Source organism: Fibrobacter sp. UWT2 (assembly GCF_900142545.1).
Taxonomy (GTDB): Bacteria; Fibrobacterota; Fibrobacteria; order Fibrobacterales; family Fibrobacteraceae; genus Fibrobacter.
Genome location: NZ_FRBF01000020.1, coordinates 1 through 23,745, shown reverse-complemented (window position 1 = coordinate 23,745; position 23,745 = coordinate 1). Strand labels below are relative to the sequence as shown.

Annotated in this window: 13 protein-coding genes; 2 read left to right on the top strand and 11 right to left on the bottom strand. The window is 48.5% G+C overall.

Annotated elements, in window-relative coordinates; all coding sequences use genetic code 11:
• Nucleotides 1-2: 2 nt before the first annotated feature.
• The 3 genes from BUA40_RS12130 to rpsB all read right to left on the bottom strand — a co-directional run bounded on the left by BUA40_RS12130 (nt 3) and on the right by rpsB (nt 4,936).
• Complete coding sequence (locus BUA40_RS12130; RefSeq protein WP_178299633.1) at nt 3-3,140, bottom strand: FISUMP domain-containing protein; 3,138 nt, start codon at nt 3,138-3,140, stop codon at nt 3-5.
• A 172-nt stretch (nt 3,141-3,312) separates the two neighbouring features.
• Complete coding sequence (gene tsf, locus BUA40_RS12125) at nt 3,313-4,194, bottom strand: translation elongation factor Ts (protein WP_072801121.1); 882 nt, start codon at nt 4,192-4,194, stop codon at nt 3,313-3,315.
• A gap of 1 nt (nt 4,195) precedes the next feature.
• Nucleotides 4,196-4,936, bottom strand: a complete 741-nt coding sequence (gene rpsB, locus BUA40_RS12120; protein ID WP_072801120.1) for a 30S ribosomal protein S2 — start codon at nt 4,934-4,936, stop codon at nt 4,196-4,198.
• Nucleotides 4,937-5,153: 217 nt separating this feature from the next.
• On the opposite strand from rpsB, the gene BUA40_RS12115 reads away from it, so the two are divergent.
• The gene (locus tag BUA40_RS12115; protein ID WP_072801119.1) at nt 5,154-6,890 is read left to right on the top strand and encodes an AAA family ATPase; all 1,737 of its coding nucleotides are present in this window, start codon (nt 5,154-5,156) and stop codon (nt 6,888-6,890) included.
• 307 nt (nt 6,891-7,197) lie between these two features.
• Complete coding sequence (locus BUA40_RS12105; protein WP_072801117.1) at nt 7,198-7,953, top strand: hypothetical protein; 756 nt, start codon at nt 7,198-7,200, stop codon at nt 7,951-7,953.
• Between the two features lie 21 nt (nt 7,954-7,974).
• On the opposite strand, the gene BUA40_RS12100 is transcribed toward BUA40_RS12105, so the two are convergent.
• The 8 genes from BUA40_RS12100 to BUA40_RS12065 form a co-directional block, all read right to left on the bottom strand.
• On the bottom strand, nt 7,975-8,568 hold the full coding sequence (locus BUA40_RS12100) for a M50 family metallopeptidase (RefSeq protein WP_072801116.1): 594 nt from the start codon (nt 8,566-8,568) through the stop codon (nt 7,975-7,977).
• A 63-nt stretch (nt 8,569-8,631) separates the two neighbouring features.
• Nucleotides 8,632-12,516, bottom strand: a complete 3,885-nt coding sequence (locus BUA40_RS12095; protein ID WP_072801115.1) for a tetratricopeptide repeat protein — start codon at nt 12,514-12,516, stop codon at nt 8,632-8,634.
• A gap of 45 nt (nt 12,517-12,561) precedes the next feature.
• Entirely contained in the window at nt 12,562-17,256 is a 4,695-nt protein-coding gene (locus BUA40_RS12090; protein WP_072801114.1) for a tetratricopeptide repeat protein, read from the bottom strand.
• 92 nt (nt 17,257-17,348) lie between these two features.
• Nucleotides 17,349-17,981 carry a hypothetical protein gene (locus BUA40_RS12085; protein ID WP_072801113.1) on the bottom strand — a complete coding sequence of 211 codons (633 nt, stop codon included), beginning with the start codon at nt 17,979-17,981 and terminating at the stop codon, nt 17,349-17,351.
• Nucleotides 17,982-17,996: 15 nt separating this feature from the next.
• Entirely contained in the window at nt 17,997-19,469 is a 1,473-nt protein-coding gene (gene rmuC, locus BUA40_RS12080) for a DNA recombination protein RmuC (RefSeq protein ID WP_072801112.1), read from the bottom strand.
• A gap of 88 nt (nt 19,470-19,557) precedes the next feature.
• Nucleotides 19,558-21,870, bottom strand: a complete 2,313-nt coding sequence (locus BUA40_RS12075) for an ankyrin repeat domain-containing protein (protein ID WP_072801111.1) — start codon at nt 21,868-21,870, stop codon at nt 19,558-19,560.
• Nucleotides 21,870-22,844 (bottom strand): protein phosphatase 2C domain-containing protein, encoded by a 975-nt coding sequence (locus BUA40_RS12070; protein WP_072801110.1) that lies wholly within the window; start codon nt 22,842-22,844, stop codon nt 21,870-21,872. Before BUA40_RS12070 ends, BUA40_RS12075 begins: the two co-directional genes overlap by 1 nt.
• 10 nt (nt 22,845-22,854) lie before the next feature.
• The gene (locus tag BUA40_RS12065; protein WP_072801109.1) at nt 22,855-23,628 is read right to left on the bottom strand and encodes a vWA domain-containing protein; all 774 of its coding nucleotides are present in this window, start codon (nt 23,626-23,628) and stop codon (nt 22,855-22,857) included.
• Nucleotides 23,629-23,745 lie beyond the last annotated feature (117 nt).

The following is a 23,745-nucleotide window of genomic DNA, read 5'->3' as shown; positions in this document are numbered from 1 at the left end:
CCCTAGTCCTTGACGCACCTTATGGCAGCGCCCACAGCATAGCCACCCATTCGCGGATAAGACGTAAATTGGCCAAAAGTCATAAACGAGCCATCGGAAGCCCAGAAATAAGCTCCATTATCGCCATTTTGTTGCGCTATCACCGAATAGCCTCCCGACAAATAATCTTCCATATATCCTGTCGGATAAATTGCTACACCAAAGAAGTCATCGGCCGTGTAGCCATTAAGGTTACTCCAATTGCCCGCAAGCATGCCGGACTCACCACCATAATCATACAAAGACGTAAAGTTCGAACGGAAAGTACTCCATTCGGTTTTAGTCGGCAAGCGCCACCCTGACGGGCACGATTTCTTTGCCGCAGTCCAGGAATACAGGCGAGCATCACTTCTAGAATTCATCGCCCAGCTGGTATCACTAGACGTTGTCACATAGTTCAAATCCTGAACCATCCAATTCTGTCCCTTGACCGTAACCATCTTATATTTTTTCCCGTCGCGGCTATCCGTCATATAGTCATTGATAATGGCGACCCACTTACCAGAGGTGCATTTGCTTGTATTGAACCCGTTAAACATTTCATGCCCTTCCCTGGCAGACGTACACTGTCCCATATACTGTCTGTAACTGGCATAGTCCCAAATAAAGCCATCGCGATTTGTATTGCAAAAGTAATGATTGTTTTTATAGGTTGCCGTATCGCCATACCTTGTCCTATCGCAAACTCCATACAGGGAATCCATGGTCGTCATGCGGTGCCAATCGACATCTACTACGCCGTAATCGCATATATACTCTTGCTTGTTGAACACGACGGTCTTTTTCGGAGAACCCTGTTCACAGTAACCATATTCTTCATTGATTGTAACACGATTCCACTTGGCGTTGCTACACTTATACAAAGTATCCTTATAGGTCTTGCGGAAGGTCGTATCCTTGGGGCATTCTCCCATGACATACTTGAACTCATTCGTTTTCTTCCAGTAAATGTTCGTAGAAGTAACGGTGCATTCGTAATATTCGGAACCCACCTTAATGTTCTCGCCCGCATTCTTTTCGCTACAGAATCCATTTGCAATTTCGAAGTCGCTCATCTTCGTCCAGGCTTTTTTGCGGCAGCCATACGCCGTGCCCATAAACGTCCCCGTCTTGCCTGCGGCAAGAGAATCACAGACGCCGTACATATCCGTAAGCGACCCTAGCTTCCAGGCATTCTTGCTACACACGTAAACGGAATCGTGTACTACCTTTTTGGTGCTGTCGTTTTTCGTATTGCAGATCCCGAAACGGAAATCCAAGTCACTCAATTTCGTCCAGCCGTTCCATTCGCAGGAGTAGCGGGACGCTGTAGCACCGGCGCCAATCGAATCAATTTTCCCTCGAATGTTTTCAGTGCAGAAGCCGAGTGCACTGTCGATCGAATTCATTTTACTCCAGCTGTAACCCGTGCAGTAATAACTGACGCCGCTGACTTTTACCGTCTTGTATCGCTTGGTACTGTCACATACGCCACCGATATCAGCAGCTGCGGCGCGCGTCCAGCCCGAAGAAGCGCATACATAATCGACACCAGCATCGGTCTTGGCAAGTGTTCCCACCACCGTTTCGTAGCAGGCGCCGATTTCATTTTCCAAATCGCTCAGACGATTCCAGCCGCGAGCCTTGCACAAGTAACCGGCCCCTGCATGCCTCTTGATCGTTCCGATGATGGTAGAATCGCATATCCCAATAAAGTCTTCCAGCACCGTATAGCGCCATGAAGTGCTGTCGCAGATATAAGTCGATCCCGATTCGGTCGAATCAATCACCTTGTTCTTCTTCGGAGAGCATACGCCGATTTCATTTTCCAGCGTGCTAAACGTTTCCCACCGATCGCTGCGACACACATAAGACCGTCCCGAGTACTTCACCTCGTCAAAGACCCTCAAGCTGTCGCAGAAACCTACATGGTCCGTCATCTCGGAAAGACGCCAACCGTTCGTGTCGCAGATATATTCCTGCTTCTTCACGAGCGTATCGGTGCGGGTCTTTAGGGTGTCGAATGCGCCAATCATTTTGCCGCGGCAGTACCCCAGCTTTTCTTCAATTTCCGAGAAAGCTCTCCAGTAGCCGTTTTCGCAAGCATAACGTTTCCCGTTAAACAACAGCGTCGTAGAATCGTTTTTCGATGTACATTCTTCGCGGGCATCCGATACATCGGCCACCTGCCATTCCTTATATTTGCAGATGTACATCGTATCATTAATTGTCGCCGCCGTCCTGTTGACTACGTGGCTGCAGTCATCGGTAAAGTCGTCTTCCCAACGGTTGCCGAGGCACTTGTAGTTGGACTTTTCGTTTACCACGTAGAACGGCTTTAAAGTTTCCTTGCTTACACTGTCGCAAGTGGGCAGGTCCTTGACGCTTTCGACAATGTAGGTGTAGTTCACGCAGCGCAACAAGTAAAAGTCATGGAAGTCCGCCGTCTCAGAAGTCGGCTTCATATTCATCGGATAAAGCGTCGCGATGCCGTCTTGAGCCATATACTTGCCGTAATCGTCCAAGCCCTTACAGACTAGCGAATCCTGTACGCGGGAACAATAGCCGCCGTACTGCATTTGCAAGGCACTCATGACCTCCGGGTACTTGCTGCTATAGTTGCTGAGCCAGCGCCAGTCATTCATCGTCGGAACAAAGAATCCACTCGGGCACGCAAAACCAGCCGACGCCGTATCAATAAGTGCACCGTATTTTTCACAATTCGATTCGTCCTTGTCGTAGCAAACGTTCGTGACGCTCCAGCCGACATGCGACACGTTTTGCGCCATCCAGATATACCTGCCGACTTGCACCGTCTTGATTGAATCGCCGGAGTAGGAATCCTTCACACTACTAATGATAACCGGCTCGTCGGTCGCCTTGCTGTCAACTTCGGTATCCTTCGTTGAAGTTCCGGAATTTGCAGAACCGCCCTTATCTTTGGAGTCGCCATTCTCTTTGGAACCGCTATTGTCCTTGGAACCTTTTTCGGAAACGTCGCCTTCGGAACCGTCATCGTCATCGGAAGAAACTTCAGAGGGAGTAACGGAATCAGACCCGGAATCCGAACCGCATGCGGTCACAAAAAAAGCGCATACGGCAAAAAGGAGAAATGCCTTCAAAAAGACTCTCATGTTTTCCTCTCATATTAACGGCTGAAGCTACAGCCCGACATTCTAAATGTAGCAATAAAAAACTGGCCGCCCCGAGTGGGACGGCCAATTTAATTGTAGCTACTACAGAGTTTTCAGCAACGACATCACTGTCTACTGCCTACTTCCTACTGTCTACTAATTAGTTACCGCGTTCGAAGCGGATGAAGTTCACGACCTTCAGGCTGGAAAGACCGAGCTGCTTGGCGACGACTTCCTGGAGGTAGTCCTTGACGCTGAGCTTCTTCGGGTTCTTTTCGGACATGAAGAATTCCTGGTCTTCGAGAACGATTTCCTTGAGCACCTTGGCGACACGGCCGTCAATCTGGCGCTGCAGGAATTCGGGCTTCGGAGCCTTGCCGGAAGCTTCGATCTGAGCCTTGGCAATTTCCTTTTCCTTTTCGATCGTTTCAGCCGGAACTGCAGCATCGTTCAATGCAACCGGAGCGAAAGCAGCGGCCTGCATAGCGATGTCCTTAGCGGCAGCCTTGAGGGCAGCTTCGTCGGCAGAGCCTTCGTAAGCGAGTTCGGTGATCACACCGATCTTGCCCTTCATGTGGCTGTAAACGCCAAACACGGAGTTAGCAGTCTTCTTCATTTCGGCGAACTTGCGGAAGTCGATGTTTTCCTGGATCTTGACGAGCACGTCCTGGAGCACATCGTTGATCTTCTTGCCATCAACAACGGCGTTCTTGAGGTCTTCGACAGAGGCGATAGCCTGAGTTTCGACAGCCTTCACAGCCATGTTGGCGAGAGCGACGAAGTCGTCGTTGTTGGAAACCGGTTCAGTTTCGCAAGAGAGTTCGAAAGCAGCAGCCTTGTCGGCGGTTTCGATGAGGTAGATGCGGCCTTCCTTAGCGGCCTTGTCAGCACGCTTGGCGGCAACAGCAGCACCCTGCTTGCGGAGGAGTTCAACGGCCTTGTCCATGTCGCCGTCAGTTTCGGTGAGGGCCTTCTTGCACTGCATCATGCCCACGCCAGTCTTCTGACGGAGTTCGTTAACGAGGGAAGCGGTAATCTGCATATTACTTTTCTTCCTCGCCGTTGTCGAACTTCTTAGCTTCTTCCTTTTCGGCCTTCTTGTCAGCAGAACGCTTTGCAACGTTAGCGGCAATGTAGTCAACGATGAGCGTGAGAGACTTCACGGCGTCGTCGTTAGCCGGAATCGGATAGTCCACGAGAGTCGGGTCGACGTTCGTGTCGCAGATGCCGATGATAGGAATGTGGAGGCGGCGAGCTTCAGCCACGGCAATCTTTTCGTGAGCGAGGTCGGTCACGACGAGGAGGCCCGGGAGGTTCACCATTTCACGGATGCCACCGAACACGGAAAGGAGCTTTTCGCGTTCGCGGTTCTTGTCGAGGACTTCCTTCTTGGAGAGAGCCTGGAAGGTACCATCCTGTTCCATAGCGTCGATCTTGTCGATCTTCTTGATGGACTTACGGACAGTCTGGAAGTTCGTGAGCATACCACCGAGCCAGCGGTTGGTCACGGAGAACTGGTTGCAAGAAGCTGCAGCGTCGAGCACGCACTGACGAGCGGTCGGCTTGGTGCCAACGAAGAGCACGGTCTTGCCAGATTCAGAGATCTTGGCAGCGGCCTTGGCAGCTTCTTCAAGGAGTTCACGAGTCTTGGACAGGTTGAGAACGTAGATGCCGTTCTTTTCAGCCAAGATGTAGGGTTTCATTTTCGGGTTCCAGCGCTGAGTCTGGTGACCAAAGTGGGAGCCTGCAGCAAGCAGATCTTCGACAGAAGGCAGATTTGCCATAATGTATTTTCCTTTTCGGTTGTTACTACCCGGACTGCAATTAAGCCGCGAAGCGAAGACCTGACCTAGGGGTGTGGACCTCGCCACCGAAGCGACTCTCGCAAGCCGGTGATTGGTTTTACCCGAGCGTAATTACCCGAGCGGGCGTAAATGTAGAAAAATGAAGGAGCGGTGTCTAATGTATATTTAGGCGAAAACGATGTAAAAAGGTCCAAAAATGTCTACCATCCGCAAAAGAATTTCCTCAAATCCCAAATCCCGTTCCGAAAAAGCCCTTTTTGATACCGCCCTCTGCCTGAACGACAAATGGGACGTCTGGATGAACCCGCAGCTGAAATTCTACGACAAAAAGAACTCCCAGAGCATCGACCACGAAGTAGACTGCATCCTGTACCACAGGGATTACGGCATGCTCCTGATCGAATGCAAGGACAACCAAATTTCGACCGAAGAAGCCCAAGGTACCGAAAACGGATTCATCTGGAAACAGGGTCACCGCATTATGGACCGCTCTCCCATCCAGCAAATTGAGCAAAGCATCCACCCGCTCCACGACCACTTCAGCGAAATGTTCCCCAAAGAAGGCGGAAACTCGTACTACAAGGTGCGCGTACAATGGGCAGTGTGCTTTGCCGACATGGAAAACATGGGCAAAATCGGCGCCAACGCCATCCAGCCCAAGCGCATCATTTTAAAGCAGGATCTTAAAAGCTACAACACGCTCGAACGCAAAATCAAGAAGATTCTGGAAACCAAGGAAGAATCGCACGGAGGCAACCCCTTCCCGAACGACAAGTTGACCGACGAAGACTACAACCGCCTCACCAGTTTCTTGGGTTGCTATGACGAGCCGACCTGGCCGGAACTCTGGGAAATGGAATCGGGCGCCCGCCTGCAGCCCACCGCATTCCAGGAAATGCTCATGGAATCGATCACCCGTAACCCGCGCATGCAAATCGAAGGCGTCGCCGGATCCGGCAAATCGCTCCTGGTACAGTGGGAAACGAGCCGACTCGTCGCCGAAGGCAAACGCGTCGTAGTACTCTGCTTTAACGACCTGCTCGCCGAACAAATGCAAAACACCTTTAAAAAGAAGGGCTTCGACGACAGCCAGGTGGTCGCGGCAAGTTTCCATAAGCTCGCCTGCAAGTACGTCCGTGCCGCAAGAGTGGAAGGTTTCGCCCACCATGAACCTAAAGACGGCACCGACTTGACTGAATATTATAAAGCGGCAGCAGACAACCTGGCTCCCGCCATTCAGGAGCTCCGCAAAAAGAATAAGCAACTTTTTGATGCGCTCATTATCGACGAAGGGCAAGATTTTCAAAGCGGCTGGATCGACGCCTCCTTGCAGCTGTTGAAAGACCCTAAAAAAGGAATCGTGCGATTCTTCTACGACAGCCACCAGGCCATTTACAAGGGCCGCAACTTTAGCGCAAACAAGACCATTAGCACCATGCCCGTGATGGTGTTAAAACGCGGCTACCGCAGCACCAAGAAAATCCTGGAATGGGTCTACGATAACACTAACATCAGAATCCCCTGCTACGACGAAACTCCGATAGGCCGCGCCGTTGACGTACGCACCTACACAGACCCCGCCGAACAAGAAGAACTGTTACGCAAGGAAATCACGCGACTCCGCAAAAAAGGAGTCGGTCCCGAAGATGTTCTCGTGGTTTCGCTCCGTAGCCGCAGGAATTCGGGCCTCGCCGCCCTGAACGACAGCAACTTTCAGTGGAGCGATATCGACGATTCCCTGAGCAATTACGCCATCAACATTGTGTCGGCCTACCGCTACAAGGGGCTGGACAAGCGCGTAGTCATCCTTACGGATTTGGAACTGTCGCCCCGCGGCCCCGGTTACCTCCCCGAAAAGACCAACCTGATCATGGTCGGCGCCACCCGCGCCAAAGAACACCTGATCGTCTTCAGGCAACGGCACAAGGTGTAAGAAATTTACAAAACTTTCAGAACACGGCCCTAAAAATGTCATCTTTTGACATCTGGTTGTTGCTATATTTGTAAACATGAGAGTTTTGGATGTTTTCTCTGTTTGGTTCTCCCGCTCCCCGATGAGCGTTCCCTCGCACTATGTATATAGTGGTCTTGCCCACGGCTTGACCAAATAATTCCACATTTTTTGCATTTACGGCACGGCACCGTCTTTTGATAAAAATCTTATCAAGGGCCTTTTGCTGTCCACTCAAGCCTTTCGTCCGTCACGGCGGGCAAACCACAACCTCAGAAGGAGTACGCCCATGCGTCACAACAACACCCCGGCAGCCGCCACCCAGATCAACAACCTCATTGCGCTCGCCCAGAGCGCCCCGAATGAGGAGACCCGCGCAAACGCCATCGGTCAGATGTGGGAGCAGTACGGTGACAAAATCGTAGGGATTGCCGCCAAGCAGTCCTATACCATGGATTCCGATTTCGGTTACCATGGCTACAGCATCGCCGAACGCCGTGCATCTGTCATGGGCGAATCCTACGAGGTGTTCCGCAATGCCGCCCTGGAATTCGACAACACCCTCGGGGTGCCCTTCATGGCCCATGCCGCCAACAAGGTCAAGTGGCAGCTCCAGACCGACAAGCGCGAAAACGCCAAGAAGGCCGAACGCGAAGTCCGCACAGATTACACCCAGGAACGCCGTTCCTACAAGAAGAAGACGAGCGAAAACGACGAACGCCATGCAGCGTCTTCCGAGAATAACGCCTACATCGATCGCAACCACCCGATGGTGAGCCGTATGCTCGAAGACTTCGAAAGCGACATCCACCGCAAGGACGCCGTCTTCGTCATGCGGCGCAGCCTCTTGGGCAAGCCGACGCTCCTGCGCTACTTTGACACCCTCGTGGATCTCTGCCATGACGGGTTCACCCCCACCGACGCCGAGGCTGCCCGCCATATGGATTGCACCCGCGCCACCACGAGCAATTACCACCAGCAGCTTCTCAAGCACCTGCACGACCGCGGCCTTTATGAAGAATGCCGCATGGCGTTGGCTGCGTAACTATAAAAGGGCAGCGTCCCTTTAACCCAAATAGCCGAATCCAAAGAACAGTAGGAATACCGGCAAAATAAAGATCCACACGCCCTGAAAGTAATGTTTCAAATCGGAATCGCTCATGGTCGAATGGTCGATGAGCGAAATCACCAAGTACCAGAGCCCAACATATTCCAGCAAAGTGTGACTTCCACTAAAAATATACCGGAGCAGAAAGTAGCCGAGAGTAAAACCAACCACCGTGGGCGCTACGCTCGTCAAAGAGTGTTGCACCGCCTTCATGAACCAAGGCCCTCTGGTGCAGTAACCGATATGCCCCAACCGACCACCCTCATTCTCGAACACGCAAATTTCGTTGACCTTGGCCCCTGTAATCACGCCGAAGCACAGGTGCGACATTTCGTGGACAAACGTACCCAAGAAAGTCACATAATTCACGAAAAAGTAAGCAAACTTCCGATTTACCATCCCGATGAGTTTAATCTGCACACGCTCTAAGCCATATAGGATTAGTCCAAACACCACCGGCGCAAGCAGCACCAGCACTGTGAGAATCGCACTGATGGCAGCTAGGGCTCCCACCCCGTCACCCCAACCAAACCATCCTATAATCTGATTCATTGAAGGGAGCGTGAACACGAATGCCTCCTAGAAAAGCTGACCATATATATTGTTTTACTACAACTATTTTGACTTGATTTCGTTAAGAAGCTTTTCCGTGCGTTTTGTCTTTTCGTCAAATTCACCAAGGTACCGCATGCGCACATCATAGGACTTTTGCGCATAACCCAAAGCCTCATCAAGCCGGTTCATCTTGTTCAAGACATAGGCAAGAGCATAATGGCGATTGGCAATAAACTTCTGATCCGAAGCATATTCTTTTAACGCATCATTCAACAATTGTTGAGCCATTTCATAGGCTTCTTTTAGACGCCCCATCGACGCATATAAGAGAATCAGGGTATCTGCGTCATCTATGCGAGTCCGATTACTTACATTTGGATTTTTGCTTATCAAATCCAAGGCTTTTTCAGCATAAGGAACACCCTTTTCCGGTTCATTCTTCAGGAAATAGAACCATGCCAAGGAATTCAGAGCAGATATAGTCTTTAAGCTCTCCTTTCCAGTTAAGCGCTCTTGGCGCTCCAAATTATCTTTATACAGCACTTCCGCTTCATCATACATTGCACAACGAGCATATAAACCAGCAAGACTCTTTTTAGCTACAATCGTTTTAGGATGATCATCACCAAAAAGCTTTTTTCTTCGTTCCAGGGCTTCCCTTCGTAAATTCACAGCTTTATCGTACTGACCCAATTTTTCATAATCAATAGCAATGTTTCCCAAGGATGTCATAGTGTCCGGGAAATTTTCTCCTTGCGTTTCCTTGTAGAGGTCATATATTTCCTGGCGACGGACAAGCGCCTCCTGATAGCGGCCAAGCTGTTCCAGAGCGTAGGCAACGCCCCATATGGCATCCAATGTGTCAGGATGATTATCTCCAAGGAGTTTCCGACGTTTTTCAAGAACCAACTCCCTTAGCGGCAGCGCATCGGCATAACGGCCCATATCATCATACACACTAGACAACGATGTAACAGCACTAATCGTTTTAGGATGGTCCTCGCCTAAAAGCGCCTTTCTTCGCTCAAGAACCTCCTTTCGCAATTCCACAGCCTTGTCGTATTCCCCCAAATTCTCGTAGTTTTTAGCAATGTTTCCCAAAGCTGTTATCGTGTCCGGAAAATCTTTACCCTGCGTTTCCTTGTAGAGGTCATATATTTCCTGGCGACGGACAAGCGCCTCCTGATAGCGGCCAAGCTGTTCCAGCGCATAGGCAACGCCCCATATGGCTTTCAATGAGTCAGGATGATTATCTCCAAGAAGCTTACGACGCTTTTCAAGAATAAGCTCCTTTAATGGAAGCATGTCGGAATAGCGGCCCATTTTATCATATGTGCTAGACAACGATTTGATAGCACTAATCGTTTTAGGATGGTCCTCGCCTAAAAGTTTCTTTCTTCGCTCAAGAACCTCTTTTCGCAATGCCACAGCCTTGTCATATTCCCCCAGCTTCTCGTAGTTTTTAGCAATATTCCCCAAGGCAGTTATCGTGTCCGGGAAATCCTCACCCTGCGTTTCCTTGTAGAGGTCATATATTTTCTGACGGAGGGCCAAGGCCTCTTGATATCGGCCAAGCTGTTCCAGCGCATAGGCAACGCCCCATATGGCTTTCAATGTATCAGGATGACTATCTCCAAAGAGTTTCCGACGCTTTTCAAGAACCAACTCCCTTAGCGGCAGCGCATCGGCATAACGGCCCATATCATCATACACACTAGACAACGATCTTATAGCTCTAATCGTTTTAGGGTGATCCTCGCCTAACAGCATCTTTCTTCGATCAAGAACCTCCTTTCGCAATGCCACCGCTTTGTCATACAAACCGAGCTTTACCAATGTATCTATATGGTTCGACATTATATCTAATGTACATTCATCATCCTTCCCTAGCTTTTTTTCTACATCCGCTAACAACACTTCGCCAATTTCATACGCTTTTTTATTTTCACCCAAATTCCTATATCCTGTCACCAAATTATTTCTTGATCTAAAAATAAATGGATCATTAGGATCTAGTAAAATGGATCTTAATTGGTAAGCTTTTTCAGCCATTTCCAACTGTTTTCCATACATCCCCAATTTTTCATAGGAATTAGCCATATCCACAAACGATTCAACTGTTTCAAGATTTTTCTCACCAAGTTTTTTGATTCGCCTTTCAAGAACTTCTTTACGTATTTCCAAAGCTTCTTGATACATTCCTTGCGAATGAAGCCCCATGGCATATTCACGTTGTGCCCGCAAAGTTATAACATCATCAGCGCCAATCAACTTAACATACAGTTCATAGGCGGATTTCGCCATGTCTGTAGATTCTTTATACCGCCCCATCCCTCGTAGCCAAATGGAATAGTCTTTCTGCACAAGGGCATACAAACGGCTTTCTTTATCTTGCGAAGCCCTTTCCCAAAAAGGATTGAACAGATCTTCTATAGAACGAAAACGTTTTAGATCATTCAGCTTATTTAAATGTGGCCGAATATGTTCTATATAAAACCCTCGAATATCATCGTCCTCGCAATAATATCGGAGGGCATGTTTCATCAACCAGCCAACATAATACTCGAATTCCGTAGAGAATGCATCTAAGCCACTGAGTTTTTCTTCGCAATAAGCAATCGCCGCAGAAACCGTTTTTTCCTTTATGCTTTCGGGGCAATCCTTATACAAGACATCCCCTACTGTCTGGTGCAGGTTATAGCGCCCCTTTTCTGATTCAATAATAAAAGAAAGGCCCTTCACTTTCTCATAAGTAGTCACACTGTAATTCGGGAGCACCTTCGGGCCAATTTCAAGAGCCATTTCGTCACTCCACACCCCCAAACAAGACAATATGTAAACAATATCCTTCCTAGCATCATCCATATACCTTGCGAATCGTTCTATCAAGGCATAGATATCGTTACCAAAATTCTCTACCCTAGGAGCTTCCCCGTTTCCGATCAAGGACTGGAACCTATCCACGCAAAGGTCCAGATACACAGGCGTCCCTTTCGTCAGCTTATATATGCCATCCTGAAGTTCAACATCCTCAATTCCCGCATGCAGCAAGAAGTTCTTCGCATCCGTTTCAGAAAGATTGCCCAGGATATGTTGTTCCAACGAATCTCCCCAATCCTGCGGCCACTTGAGTTTTTCACGACCAGCAATGACCCAAAATACACTCGGCGCATTCAACACCAAGCCCTTGTTATCGTCCCTCAGCCAAAGGTCGTTGTTCAGCGGAGCTCCAATGGCAGCCATTTCGTTCACCAACTGTTCATAGGTATCCAGGAAAATCACCAGAGGCTCATTTTTCCCTTCCATGTTCGCAGCAATGTCGCGAGCGAAAAGAACAGGGAAATAGTCCTGCAACTCTTCATGGGACATAACTTCAATTTTTTGAAGTTCATCGCGATTTTTCGCTTTCATGTTCCGAAAAACGGCAATGCCTTTATCCGCTAGCCGAGCAATCAAGGATGCGATCCCGACAACAGGAATATCCTCAACAGCCGCGAAAGCACACCTGAGAATCACACTGCGCTCTATGAAAGATTTCACCTCTGGCCTATCTCGATTCTCGCCAATCTTCTTTGCGTAAACATAGCTGCCAATATCGAACAGAGGAAACTCAAATTTATAGTCGTCCACCAGTTTGTTGCGTAGAGCCTCCAGAACGGCACGTGGTTCCTGTTTCAAGTTGAAATCAAAATACACTTGAAGTGAGCTGCTTATCGTTTTTGCCGCCGCGGCCTCATCCATCTCCTTTATGAGTTGCTTTAGCAGGGACGACTTCCCGATGCCGCCTACACCATAGTAGACAAGGACTTTTGCATCGCCATCCTTCATATTCTCCTTGAAATGATTATAACACTTCCAAAAAGATTTACGCGGTTCTTCGCGATCCGTAAAAATACGGGACGCTTGTGGAATGGAAGCTTCTTGCGTGCGAATCTTTTTTCCCATAGTGACCTCTTTAGAAGAATTATAGATTATTTATCGAACTTGACATCAACCGCCAAGCTTAGATTTGATTTCATTCATGAGATCTTTCGTACGTTTTGTACGTGCGTCAAACTCACCAAGACTCAGCATACAAACATCATAGGACTTTTGCGCATACTCCAAAGCCTCGCCAAACCGTTTCATCTTGTTCAAAATATAGGCAAGAGTGTAATGACGATCGGCAACAAATTCCTGATTCGAAGCATATTCTTTTAACGCATCATTTAACAATTGTAGAGCCATTTTATAGGCTTCTTCTAAACGATCCACAGATGCATATAAAAGAACCAAAGTATCAGTATATTTTATACGATTCTGATCGCTGACATTTGGATTTTGGCTTATTAAATTTAAGACTTTTTCTGCATAAGGAACACCTTTTCCCGATTCATCCTTGAAAAAATAGAACTTTGCCAAATCTTCTAGCGCAGATATTGTCTTTAAGCTTTCTTCTCCTGCCAAGCGTTCCTGCCTTTTGAGACAATCCTTAAACAGTTCTTCTGCATCATCATACATAGCGCAAAGAGTACACAACCATGCCAAAATACACCTTGAACTAATCGTATTAGGATGATCCACTCCCTGAACATTGCATCTTCGTTCCAGCGCATCCTTCCGCAATTCAACAGCTTTGGTGAATTGTCCCAAGCTTCCATAATCGTCAGCGATTCTCTCTGAGGCTTCTATCGTGTCAGGGAAGTTTTCGCCTTGCGTTGCCTTGTAACGGTCATATATTTCCTGATGATGGACTAGGGCATCCCGATAGCGACCTAGCCGTTCTAATTCCAGCGCCACTCCCATCGCTGCTTTCAACGTTTCGGGATGGTTCTCGCCAAAAAGGATTTTGCGCTTTTCAAGGATCCGTTCACTCAACAGCAACGCTTCGGCGTGACGGCCAATCTTATTATACAAGCAATACAAAGACAACATTGCATTAATTGTTTCAGGATTGTCTTCGCCCAGAACATTGCGTCTGCTTTCCAAAACTTCCTTCCGGATATCCATCGCCTTGTCGTATTGGCCCAAGGATTCATAATCACCCGCAATAGCCGATAGTGCGCCAATCGTATCCGGAAAGTCTTCACCCTGCGTCGCCTTGTAACGGTCATATATTTCCTGACGATAGACTAGGGCATCCTGGTAGCGACCGAGCTGTTCTAATTCCAGCGCCACTCCCATTGCTGCCAACAATGTTTCTGGATGGTTCTCGCCAAAAAGGATTTTGCGCTTTTCAAGGACCCGTTCACTCAACGGCAACGCTTCGACGTGACGGCCAATCTTATTATACAAGCAATACAAAGACAACATTGCATTAATTGTTTCAGGATTGTCTTCGCCCAGAACATTGCGTCTGCTTTCCAAAACTTCCTTCCGGATATCCATCGCCTTGTCGTATTGGCCCAAGGATTCATAATCACCCGCAATAGCCGATAGTGCGCCAATCGTATCCGGAAAGTCTTCACCCTGCGTCGCCTTGTAACGGTCATATATTTCCTGACGATAGACTAGGGCATCCTGGTAGCGGCCAAGCTGTTCTAATTCCAGCGCCACCCCCATTGCAGCTTTCAACGTTTCGGGATGGTTCTCGCCAAAAAGAATTTTACGCTTTTCAAGGACCCGTTCACTCAACAGCAACGCATCAACATGACAATTCATTTTGCCATACGTGCTAGACAAAGCTCGCATAGCATCAATTGTCCGAGGGTGATTCTCCCCAAGAACATTCTGTCTTTGTTCCAAAACATCCTTCCGTATATCCACAGCCTTGTCATATTGGCCCAAGGATTCATAATCACCCGCAATAGCCGACAGCGCGCCTATCGTTCTCGGAAAATCTTCGCCTTGCGTTGCCTTATAGCAATCATATATTTCCTGACGATAGACTAGCGCATCCTGGTAGCGGCCAAGCCGTTCCAACATATAGGCTACGCCCCCCATAGAGTTCAGGGTACTAGGGTGTTTTTCGCCAAAGAGTTTCCGACGTTTTTCAAGGACTAGTTCCTTTAACGAAAGCGCATCTGAGTAACAACCCATATTGCCATAAGTACTAGCCAAATCTCGTATAGCATCAATTGTCTTAGGATGATTTTCACCTTGAACTTTCCGATATCGTTCCAAGACATCCTTCCGCAATTCAACGGCCTTGGCATATTGGCCCAAGCATTCATAATCGCCAGCAATAGCCGACAGTGCGCCAATCGTATCCGGAAAGTCTTCGCCTTGCGTTGCCTTGTAGCGGTCATATATTTCCCGACGATAGACCAATGCCTCCTGGTAATGACCGAGCTGCTCTAATTCTACCGTCACACCTATTACAGCCTTCAATGTCCCAGGATGAGACTCACCAAGAAGTCTACTTCTTTTCTCAAGGACATCTTTTCTCAACGGCAACGCATCTGCATAACGACCCATTCTGCCATATACATTTGCCAAAAGCACAACATCCTCTATTGTTTGGGGATGGTCTTCGCCCAGAGCCTTTCTTCTTTGCTCCAAAACCGTCTTCCGTATATCCAAGGCCTTGCCATATTGGCCTATTCTTTCATAATTTCCAGCTATGTTACCCAGCGATGTTATCGTGTTCGGAGAGCTATCGCCCTGCGTCGCCTTATAACGATTGTATATTTCTTGACGAAGCGCAAGTGCTTCTCGATATCGACCTAGCAGCTCAAACGACGCGGCAACGCTCCACAGACTACACAATGTACCAGGATGATTTTCGCCTAAACGAGTTCTGCTCCATTTTAGTAACCGTTCTTTCAATTGCAGCGCTTTAGCATAGAGTCCCATTTTATCGTAAGTATTAGATATATCAAGTATAGCTAAAGCAACATTAGAGTCGTTTTTTCCGATATTCTTTTCGTAAAAGTCCTTCTGCGTTTTCAAACTTTTCCGATACTTTCCTTGCAAGCGAAGTCCCACAGCATATTCACGCTGCGATTCCAAAGCAATTTCTGAATCTACACCAAAGAGTTTCGCATACAATTCATACGCAGACTTAGCCATATCCTCCGATTCTTTATATCGGCCCATTCCACGAAGCCAAATAGAATAATCTTTTTGCGCCAAAGCATATAGCTGAACATCCTTATTTTGGGAAGCCCTTTCCCAAAAAAGATTAAAGAGAGACTCAAGAGAACAGAACCGGTTCAAGTCACATAAGCGTACAAAATATGGCCGAACATGTTCCGTATAAAATTCAGAAAGGTCGTCATCGTCGGTATAGAACCTTATCGCCTGTTTGAGCAGAATGCCGACATAATATTCGTAATCCGTAGAGAATGCATCAAGTTTTTTTAACTTCTTTTCGCTATAGTCAATTGCAGCGGCAGTCGTTTTTCGTTTTATTCTTTGGGGACATTTTTTATAAAGCACATCCCTCACAGTTTGGTGCATAATGTAATGCTTTTCAACCGACTCGACAATAAACGAAAGCCCCATTACTGATTCATACGCCGAGTCACTGAAGCTAGGCAATGCCTGTTCTACAACTTCGTCAAGCATTTCCTCGCTCCATTCGCCTAAGCACGATAGCATGTAGACAATGTCCTTTCTCGCATCATCCATATACCTCGCGAACCTCTCTATCAATTCCGTAACATTCCTACCGAAATCTTCTATTTGAGAAAGACGCTCCTCCTGATACTGTCTCACGCAAAGGTCTAGATAAACAGGCGTACCTCTAGTAAGCCTATAAAGTCCCTTTTGCAGTTCGGAATCATCAATTCCCGAACACCGCAAGAAATCCCTAGCATCAACCTCGGAAAAATCGCCTAAAAGATGCTGTTCAAGCGATCCATTCCAATTAGCAATCTCCTTCCATTTTAATTTTTCACGGCCTCCAATCACCCAGAGCACATAAGGAGTTTCTGCTATCAAGCCATTACGAGAATTCCTCAACCACTTGTCGTTATTCATCGGGTCACCGATGGATGCCATCTCGTTTACAAGGCATTCATACGTATCCAAGAAAATGACCAAAGGTTCTTTGCGACCTTTTCCCTTTTTATAAATTCTTTCCATATTTTCGGAAATATCATGCGCCAAGAGAAGCGGCAAATACTCCAGAAGTTCAGCATGAGATAAAGCATCAATGTTTCTAAGCTCTTTGCTGTCTGCCGCCTTTTTATTTTTAAAATACTTAACGCCCATATCGGCAAGCTTGGCAACCAATGCCACGACGTTCCCTACTGGAATAGGCATTCCGGCTAATGTATCAACAACTCCAAAAGAGTCTAAAGCCAATTTAAGAACCTCACTACGTTCTATAAACGACTTTATCTCCGGTCGATCCATGTTCTCGTGTATTTTTTTCGCATAAAAAAAACAGCCCAAATCAAACAGGAAGAACGTAAAGCCATATTTTTCCGCCAACACATTACGGATAGATTCCATAACCGCACGTGGTTCCTGCTTTATGGACAAATCAAAATCCACATATAAAGGGCGACCTATTTTTTGGGCAACCGCAGCATCCTCCATTTCAACCATCAATTGATTCAAGAGGGACGTTTTACCGATACCGCCAACACCATAATAGGCAAGAACCCTACTTTTTTGCTTTGAAGGATCTTCGCTCCCTATATCTTCACTGAACTTATTATAGCATTCCCAGAATGCACGGCGAGGTTCTTCTCGGTCTGTAAAAATACGGAGTGCCTGCGGAACAGGCGATTCTTGTGTGCGGATGTCTTTTCCCATAATTGCCTCTAGAGGCAATTATACATAATTTCAGCATCCAATGATCTAGAATTATTAATTTTTGAAATCGTCAAAAAGGGGTATCATTCCATTCACACCCCCTCCCACTCTTCGCCTTGTTCCGCTTCTTTTTCTGCATCGTACAGGGCGAGCTGATCGAGAGTGGTGCAGATCTGCTCGGCGTTCAGGCAGTCGAGAGTAAAATACAGTTGCACCGGCACGGCATCGCTGTCCAAATTGCAAATGACATCGCAGACGCGGCGCTTTTCTTCGGGCGAGAGCTCCGAGAATTCAAACGTAATCGAGGGCGAATTGTCGTATTTATTGCGAAGCACATTCAAGTTCATGCTATTGCAGATGGCGGAGCGCAGTTCTTCGCGCATTGCACCCAGCTGCTTCAGGTTCGTATTCCAATTGGTCTTTGGAAACCGCGCCACATACTTGTCAAGACGTTCACGAACAAAGGGAACGCGCCAACTATCAAGTCCATCCTTGCCTACATAGAACGTTTCTACCGAAAAACCTTCGCGCATGTAGTCCACATCCAGACCGATGACACCCCGTTCGTAGGGATCTACAATCATGTTGCCGTCATTGTCTCGGAACGGGAACGAGACCGACGTTCCACTGACATTCATTCTCACGCTAATGTCGTACACCGGGTGGAGTGCGAGCAGCATGTTCTCTATCTCTTTGCAAAGCCAGCGTTTCTTCTGAAAAAACATGGCGTCTCCCCCAACTTACAATTCCTGCATCTCGATCGTATCCACTTCGGTCGGGAGCGGGTTACTCTTGTCTTGCTTTGCGCCAAGGCTTTCCAACTGGCGGCAAGTCGTAAGCACGCTCTGACCCTTGTCGGCGAATTTTGCCATGCCATTTTTATAGGCTTCCTGCGCCTTATCAAGGGAAGCCCCGACAACATTCATCTGCTTCACAAACATTCCCACGCGCTTGAGCATTTCATTCGCAAGTTCAAAAACGCGCTGCTGATTCTGCGCCTGTTCCACCTGACGCCAAGTCAGCTTCACAATGCGAAGCGCCGCATAGAGCGTCTGTTCGTCGGCAATGTAGACGTTCTTTTCCATGGCTTCGCGCCAAAGCGAAGGCTTTTCGGCAAGAGCAGTCCAAAGGGCATCTGCACGCGGCACGAACATGATCACAAAATCAATCGTTTCTCTAGGCGCTTTCACGTAATCTTCGTACTTCTTTACCGACAGTTCCTTTACATGCTGCTCAAGGCTCTGAATATGCCTTTTCAGCAGATCCTTGCGCTGGTCCGGATTTTCGGCACAGTTGTAGTCGTAAAAAGCCGTCATCGACACCTTGGAATCAACAATCACGTCCTTTTTCGGGTCAAGATGCACAATCACATCGGGGCGCATCCTGCACCCGGTTTCTTCTGAAAGCAAGACATTTCCATTCGCATCGCGCAAGGTCGCCTGCGTTTCGAAATGAATTCCCTCCTGGAGTCCGAGCGAGGCCAACAGTTCTTCAAGAACACATTCGCCCCAGTCGCCCTGAATCTTGGTATCGTGCTTAAAGGCACGAATCAAATCGTTCGCCGTCTGGTTGGTAGCAGTATTCGATTCAATCGACTGCTTGAGAGCAGCCTTCAACGAAGTCACAGATTCAGTCTGCTTGAGGGTCGTGTCGCTCATGGTCTTTTCCATCTTGGCAATGGTTTCCTTGAGCGGATTCACCAGCTGTTCCATGGTCACATGGCCCGATTCCGAAATTTGCTTTTCACGCTGTTTGAGCATTTCTTCGGTCGCATTCTTCGCTTCGGCCACCAGACTCTTGGAAAGAGCGTCAAAGCGTTCCCTTTGATCATCCAGAGCCTTCTGGTGATTGCGTTCCCAATCCTGCTTCATACCTTCGAGGCGCTTTGCGTTTGCCTCACGCTCAGCGGCAAGAGCCTTTGCCGCATCTTCTTTTTCGGCAATGAGCGCTTTAGTGGAATCGGCCTTAATGGCGGCAATCTGCCGGGCAGCATCGTCTTTTGCCGTTTCAAGCTGCTTTGCCGAGGATTCCTTCAGCTCGGCATTCTTCTGGTTTTCAGCTTCCAGCTGGCTACGCAACACGGCCACCTCCTTTTCCATATCGATGGTTGCCTGTTGTGCGGCGGTGTCACGCTTGGCGCCCGCGACACGGGAAGCGAGGAATCCGATGGCGATTCCAAGGATGGCGCAGATGATTGCTACGGCGATTGTCATAAAGCATTCTCCTTTTAAACGTTCATTCAATATATCGCATTCAACAGAGCGATTGTAAAATCCTTTAATAAAAAAAGCCCGCAAGGCATTAGCTTGCGAGGCCTTTGAACTTACCCCAAAGTTTGGAACCGGCGTTTTTCGCTGATTTAAGCTTTTTTCGGGCCTTTCCAAATAAGCTGTAGTTGTCCAATTCGTCCTGGGCCGATTCGTTCTGCACGTCTTCGGCAATGTCTACCGGCTTGTCGCCCGCATTATTTTCGACAGAAGGGTCAGCGCCAGCATCCACTAGCATCTTTACAATGTGGCCGCCTGCATAACGGGCTGCCACGTGCAGCGAATTATTCCCCTCGGAATCGATCCGGCGGGCATCAGCGCCTTTCTTGAGCAAAAATGAGACGCGCTCCTTGTCGTTTCTCTGAATGGAATAGGCAAGCGGAGTTTTCCCGTTACGGTCAAAAGCATCTACTTTTGCCCCTTTCGAAAGCAGCATATTGATCCACGTAGCACTCCCCGACATGTCGCAGGCCATGTGCATCAGCGTTTTGCCGCTTGCGCCGATTCTAGAAACCGCCGCCATATCGTTTACAAGCAGGTTCTGGAACGCATTCTTCTTGCGCTTCAGAAGCGCCATTTCGACAGGCGTCGTATTCGCGTAAGGCAGCGTCATGCTCGCCCCGTTTTCTTTCAAAAAATCAAGGGCGCGGGCGTCGTCGTTTTCTACCGCAAAATGAATCGCCGCAAAATGGCGGTCGTTCGACACGTGATTCACATCGGCGCCCAGCTGCAAATAATAATCAGCCTGGTTCAAGTTCTTATGCTTTACCGCCGCAACAAAGAGGCTGTCTCTGTAGGTGTAATCGTACAGGAATTTAGAAGTCTTATTATTCGCAATCGTCATAGGCGTCTGGGCATGAATATTCTTTTCATGCACCGAAAATCCGTAAACCAGCAACTTTTTCGCCAGCGCAAGGTCGTTCTGTTGCACCGCCGCAAAAAGCAGCGATTCTTTGTAACGGTTACGCACCGAAATATCGGCTCCTAATTTTTGAAGGTGTTCAAGCATCGCTGTGCCGCGTTTGGCCGCATAATGCACCAGGGGAATGCCGTCGCTATCGATGGCGTTGACACTCGCCCCATAGCCAATCACTTCGTCAAGGAGCGCCATGTCCCCTTTTTTGACGGCTTCAAAAATCAACTGATTCTTGAGTCGATAATGGTTCAAATAATTTTTGTTGGCGGCATTCTTCGCCAAATTTTCAGGCAATTCACCGGCATTGTCTGCGGCATCTACGTTCAAGCCTTTCGAAACCAAATACTTGAGCACCGCCACATTCGCATTTTGAGCAGCGTAGTGCAAAAGCGTCTTGCCGTCATCTTCCTTATAATAAAGATCTAGACCGTTTCTAAAGGCAAGATTCTTTTCAAGGGCCTTTACATCGCAGTCCTTAATGGCCTTGCGAATCTGGTCGATTTTGTCACGCGCTTCTTGAAGCAGCGAAAGTCCCTGTTGACCGACAGCCAACTTTTTCAGGCGTTCGTAATTCGCCTGCATCCATGCGTGCGAATGCGAACGCACAAAAATATTCACATAATACACGTTGCCAAGTTCAAGGGCAAGTTCCATCGGAGTGCGACCTAACTTGTCCACCACCGTTTCGTCCGCCTTATGCTGCAGCAAGGTGTCAATCAGCTCTGCCGAGCCGATTTTTACCGCGTAATGCAAAGGCGTATTCCCTTCGGCATCGCGGCTATTCACGTACGCATCGTTTCGGAGCAGTTCCGCCACGTACTTCGCATCGCCCGCTTCGCTTGCCTCAAGCAGCTTTTCCATCTTATGCTTAGGATCCCTGGGGATTCGGCCGTTGTCAAACAAGATAAAGTAGGTCACCAACGCCAAAAGGGCTGCCCCCACCAACGTGAGCGACACGCCGAATCGCCTTACGCGGCGGGCGTTGCCTAATGCGACCTGCGAATAGTGAACCGTTTCACGGCTTTTCTGAAGATTCGATTCATTTTCGCGTTCCAAGGCCGCAATCTGCTGTGTAAGCCCCGCAAGAGTGCCTTCCAGGCTCGGCTTCTTGACCGTTGCAACATAACGCAGCGCAAACGCAAACGAATCCACCACATAATCGCTCAGCACGCGGTCAAGCTTAGACGCCAAAGCAAAGGCCTGCTTTTGCTTTTTTATTTGGAGAGTCCATTCACTCGGGCGGTTTGCCATATCGTGCATCGCCTTGCCGATGCCCAGCAACTCTGCCAACTGAATCAAGGAACGATATTCCTTAAAAGACGTGCCGAGTTCGTCAGCAAGAAGCCCCCTCAATTTATAGTCGCAAACAATGTCTTTGCCGTAGGCATCGACAAGTTCACGCATTACAAGATGCAAAGGGCGTCCGTTCATTACCGTTCCTCTTGAGGGTTAATGATTCCTGCAAGGCTCATATCGTCCTTGCTTCCATTTTCACTCATTGCCGTAAGGCCAATCTCCATTCGGGCACTCGCATTCGCAACGCCTTCTTCAAGAACCATTGCCAGGATCTTCGAAAAGAATCCGTGCAGGCGATCGGAATTCACATCGTAATCGCCTAGGGAATCTTCGACGCCGTCGCTGCAAGCCAATACAGCCGCCGGGAATTTTTTAGTTCCGTCAAATGCATACCTAAACGCTTCGACAGGTTTTGCGTTGCAAAGCGACGTGGTATAGTTTAAAAAGCAGGCACAATCCCACGGAACAAGCGATTTCCACTTTTCAGCATCACCGTCTTTATTCAGGCAAAGCAAGCGACCGTCACCGATATGAATTGCAAGCCATCCCCACTCCACCTGAATGTACGCCATCAAGGTCGTGCCATACGCCTTTACCAAATCCGCTTTGCCAAGGCGTTCCCTTTCGGCATCCGTGAACGGGTTATCTTCGGCATCCTTCTGGATCGCGGCCTTCCACTTTTCGCAAATGCTTGCGCACAATTTGCGGATGATTCTTTCCTGCGGTTGGATATTTGCAATCTGGCTCTGGTACAGGTTCGCCTGCTCTTCACGAAGGATTGCCGATTCGCTCATATCCGCTTGTTTTGCAGACCAGCAGGAATCTCCCACATCGGTGCGCGCGGTCACCGCCCCCGCCTGATTTTTTAAAAATGCGCTGGCATCAGCAGAGCGCATAAACCGCAACAGTTCCTCTTTTGCAATTTCTGCCGCAAGGCGGGCCCCAACATCACTACGCACATACGTCGAAGAACCATGACCGTCGCAAACAACAATCAACTGGGCTTCGGAATCCGCATATTGCAGCGAATAGTCTTGGCAAGGGACACCTTTAGGCGCATGGCTTGCGCCACGACAACTGGCCGCAAATGTTGTGGCATTTTGCACCATCGGCTACCCCTTAGTTCCAGCCGTCGGACCAAGAATCCGAGCCCTTGTTGGTCTCGCTTGAGCCCATATCGACCCCCGAAAGCGACTCATCGTTTTTCACCGTTTCCGAGATCTTCTTTATCGCCAATTCGTTCGGGCTCAGCATTTCGTTACCGACAGAGGCTCCCTGGCTTGCCACATCCGAAGTCGACACGCTCACAGTATGGATCATCTTCTTAAGCTGATCCACATTATGTACCGTAATTACCGATTCCGAATTACCCGCGAATTCCTGGAGCACATTCTTGTCGGCATCGTCTCCAATGGCAATAGCCACCTTCACGCCCACCGAGAACCAGCGATTCGCCTTGAGCTTTTCAAGGTTACGCTTGTATTCATCCGTTGGCACGCCGTCCGAAAGTAGGAGGATCGCAGGAGCACGACAACCAGCCTGTTCACCCATGAAGCCCTTGGACTTCGAAAGTTTGGCATTCAGTTCCGCAAAAGCAGAGCCGAGCACTGTCGTACCGCCCGCATTCAGGTCTTGCCACTGGAACTTTTCAGCCTCGATGGGCTGCTCATACATCCAGCTCACCTTGCTGTTGAATTCAAGGGCCGCCACCTTGATCTGTGAATCGCTGCAATTGTGCGAAATTTCGCCCACATCGGCAAGTGCTTCGCGCACCGCCGTATTAAGCGACGAAATCTTCGCGCCCGACATGCTGCCCGACGTATCCACCAAGAAAATCAGGTGCGTCACGCGGCGAGGAACCGGGTCTAACGCAAACGGATCATTTGTAGCCATAGCTTTCTCCTTTTTGACTAATTAGTTGACCCTTAAAAAGTCACTTCGCGAGCGCAGGATAAGGAGGTTCGCCGTTTTTATTCACCCCTTCCCGGCAAAGGAAGCAACAGTATAGCC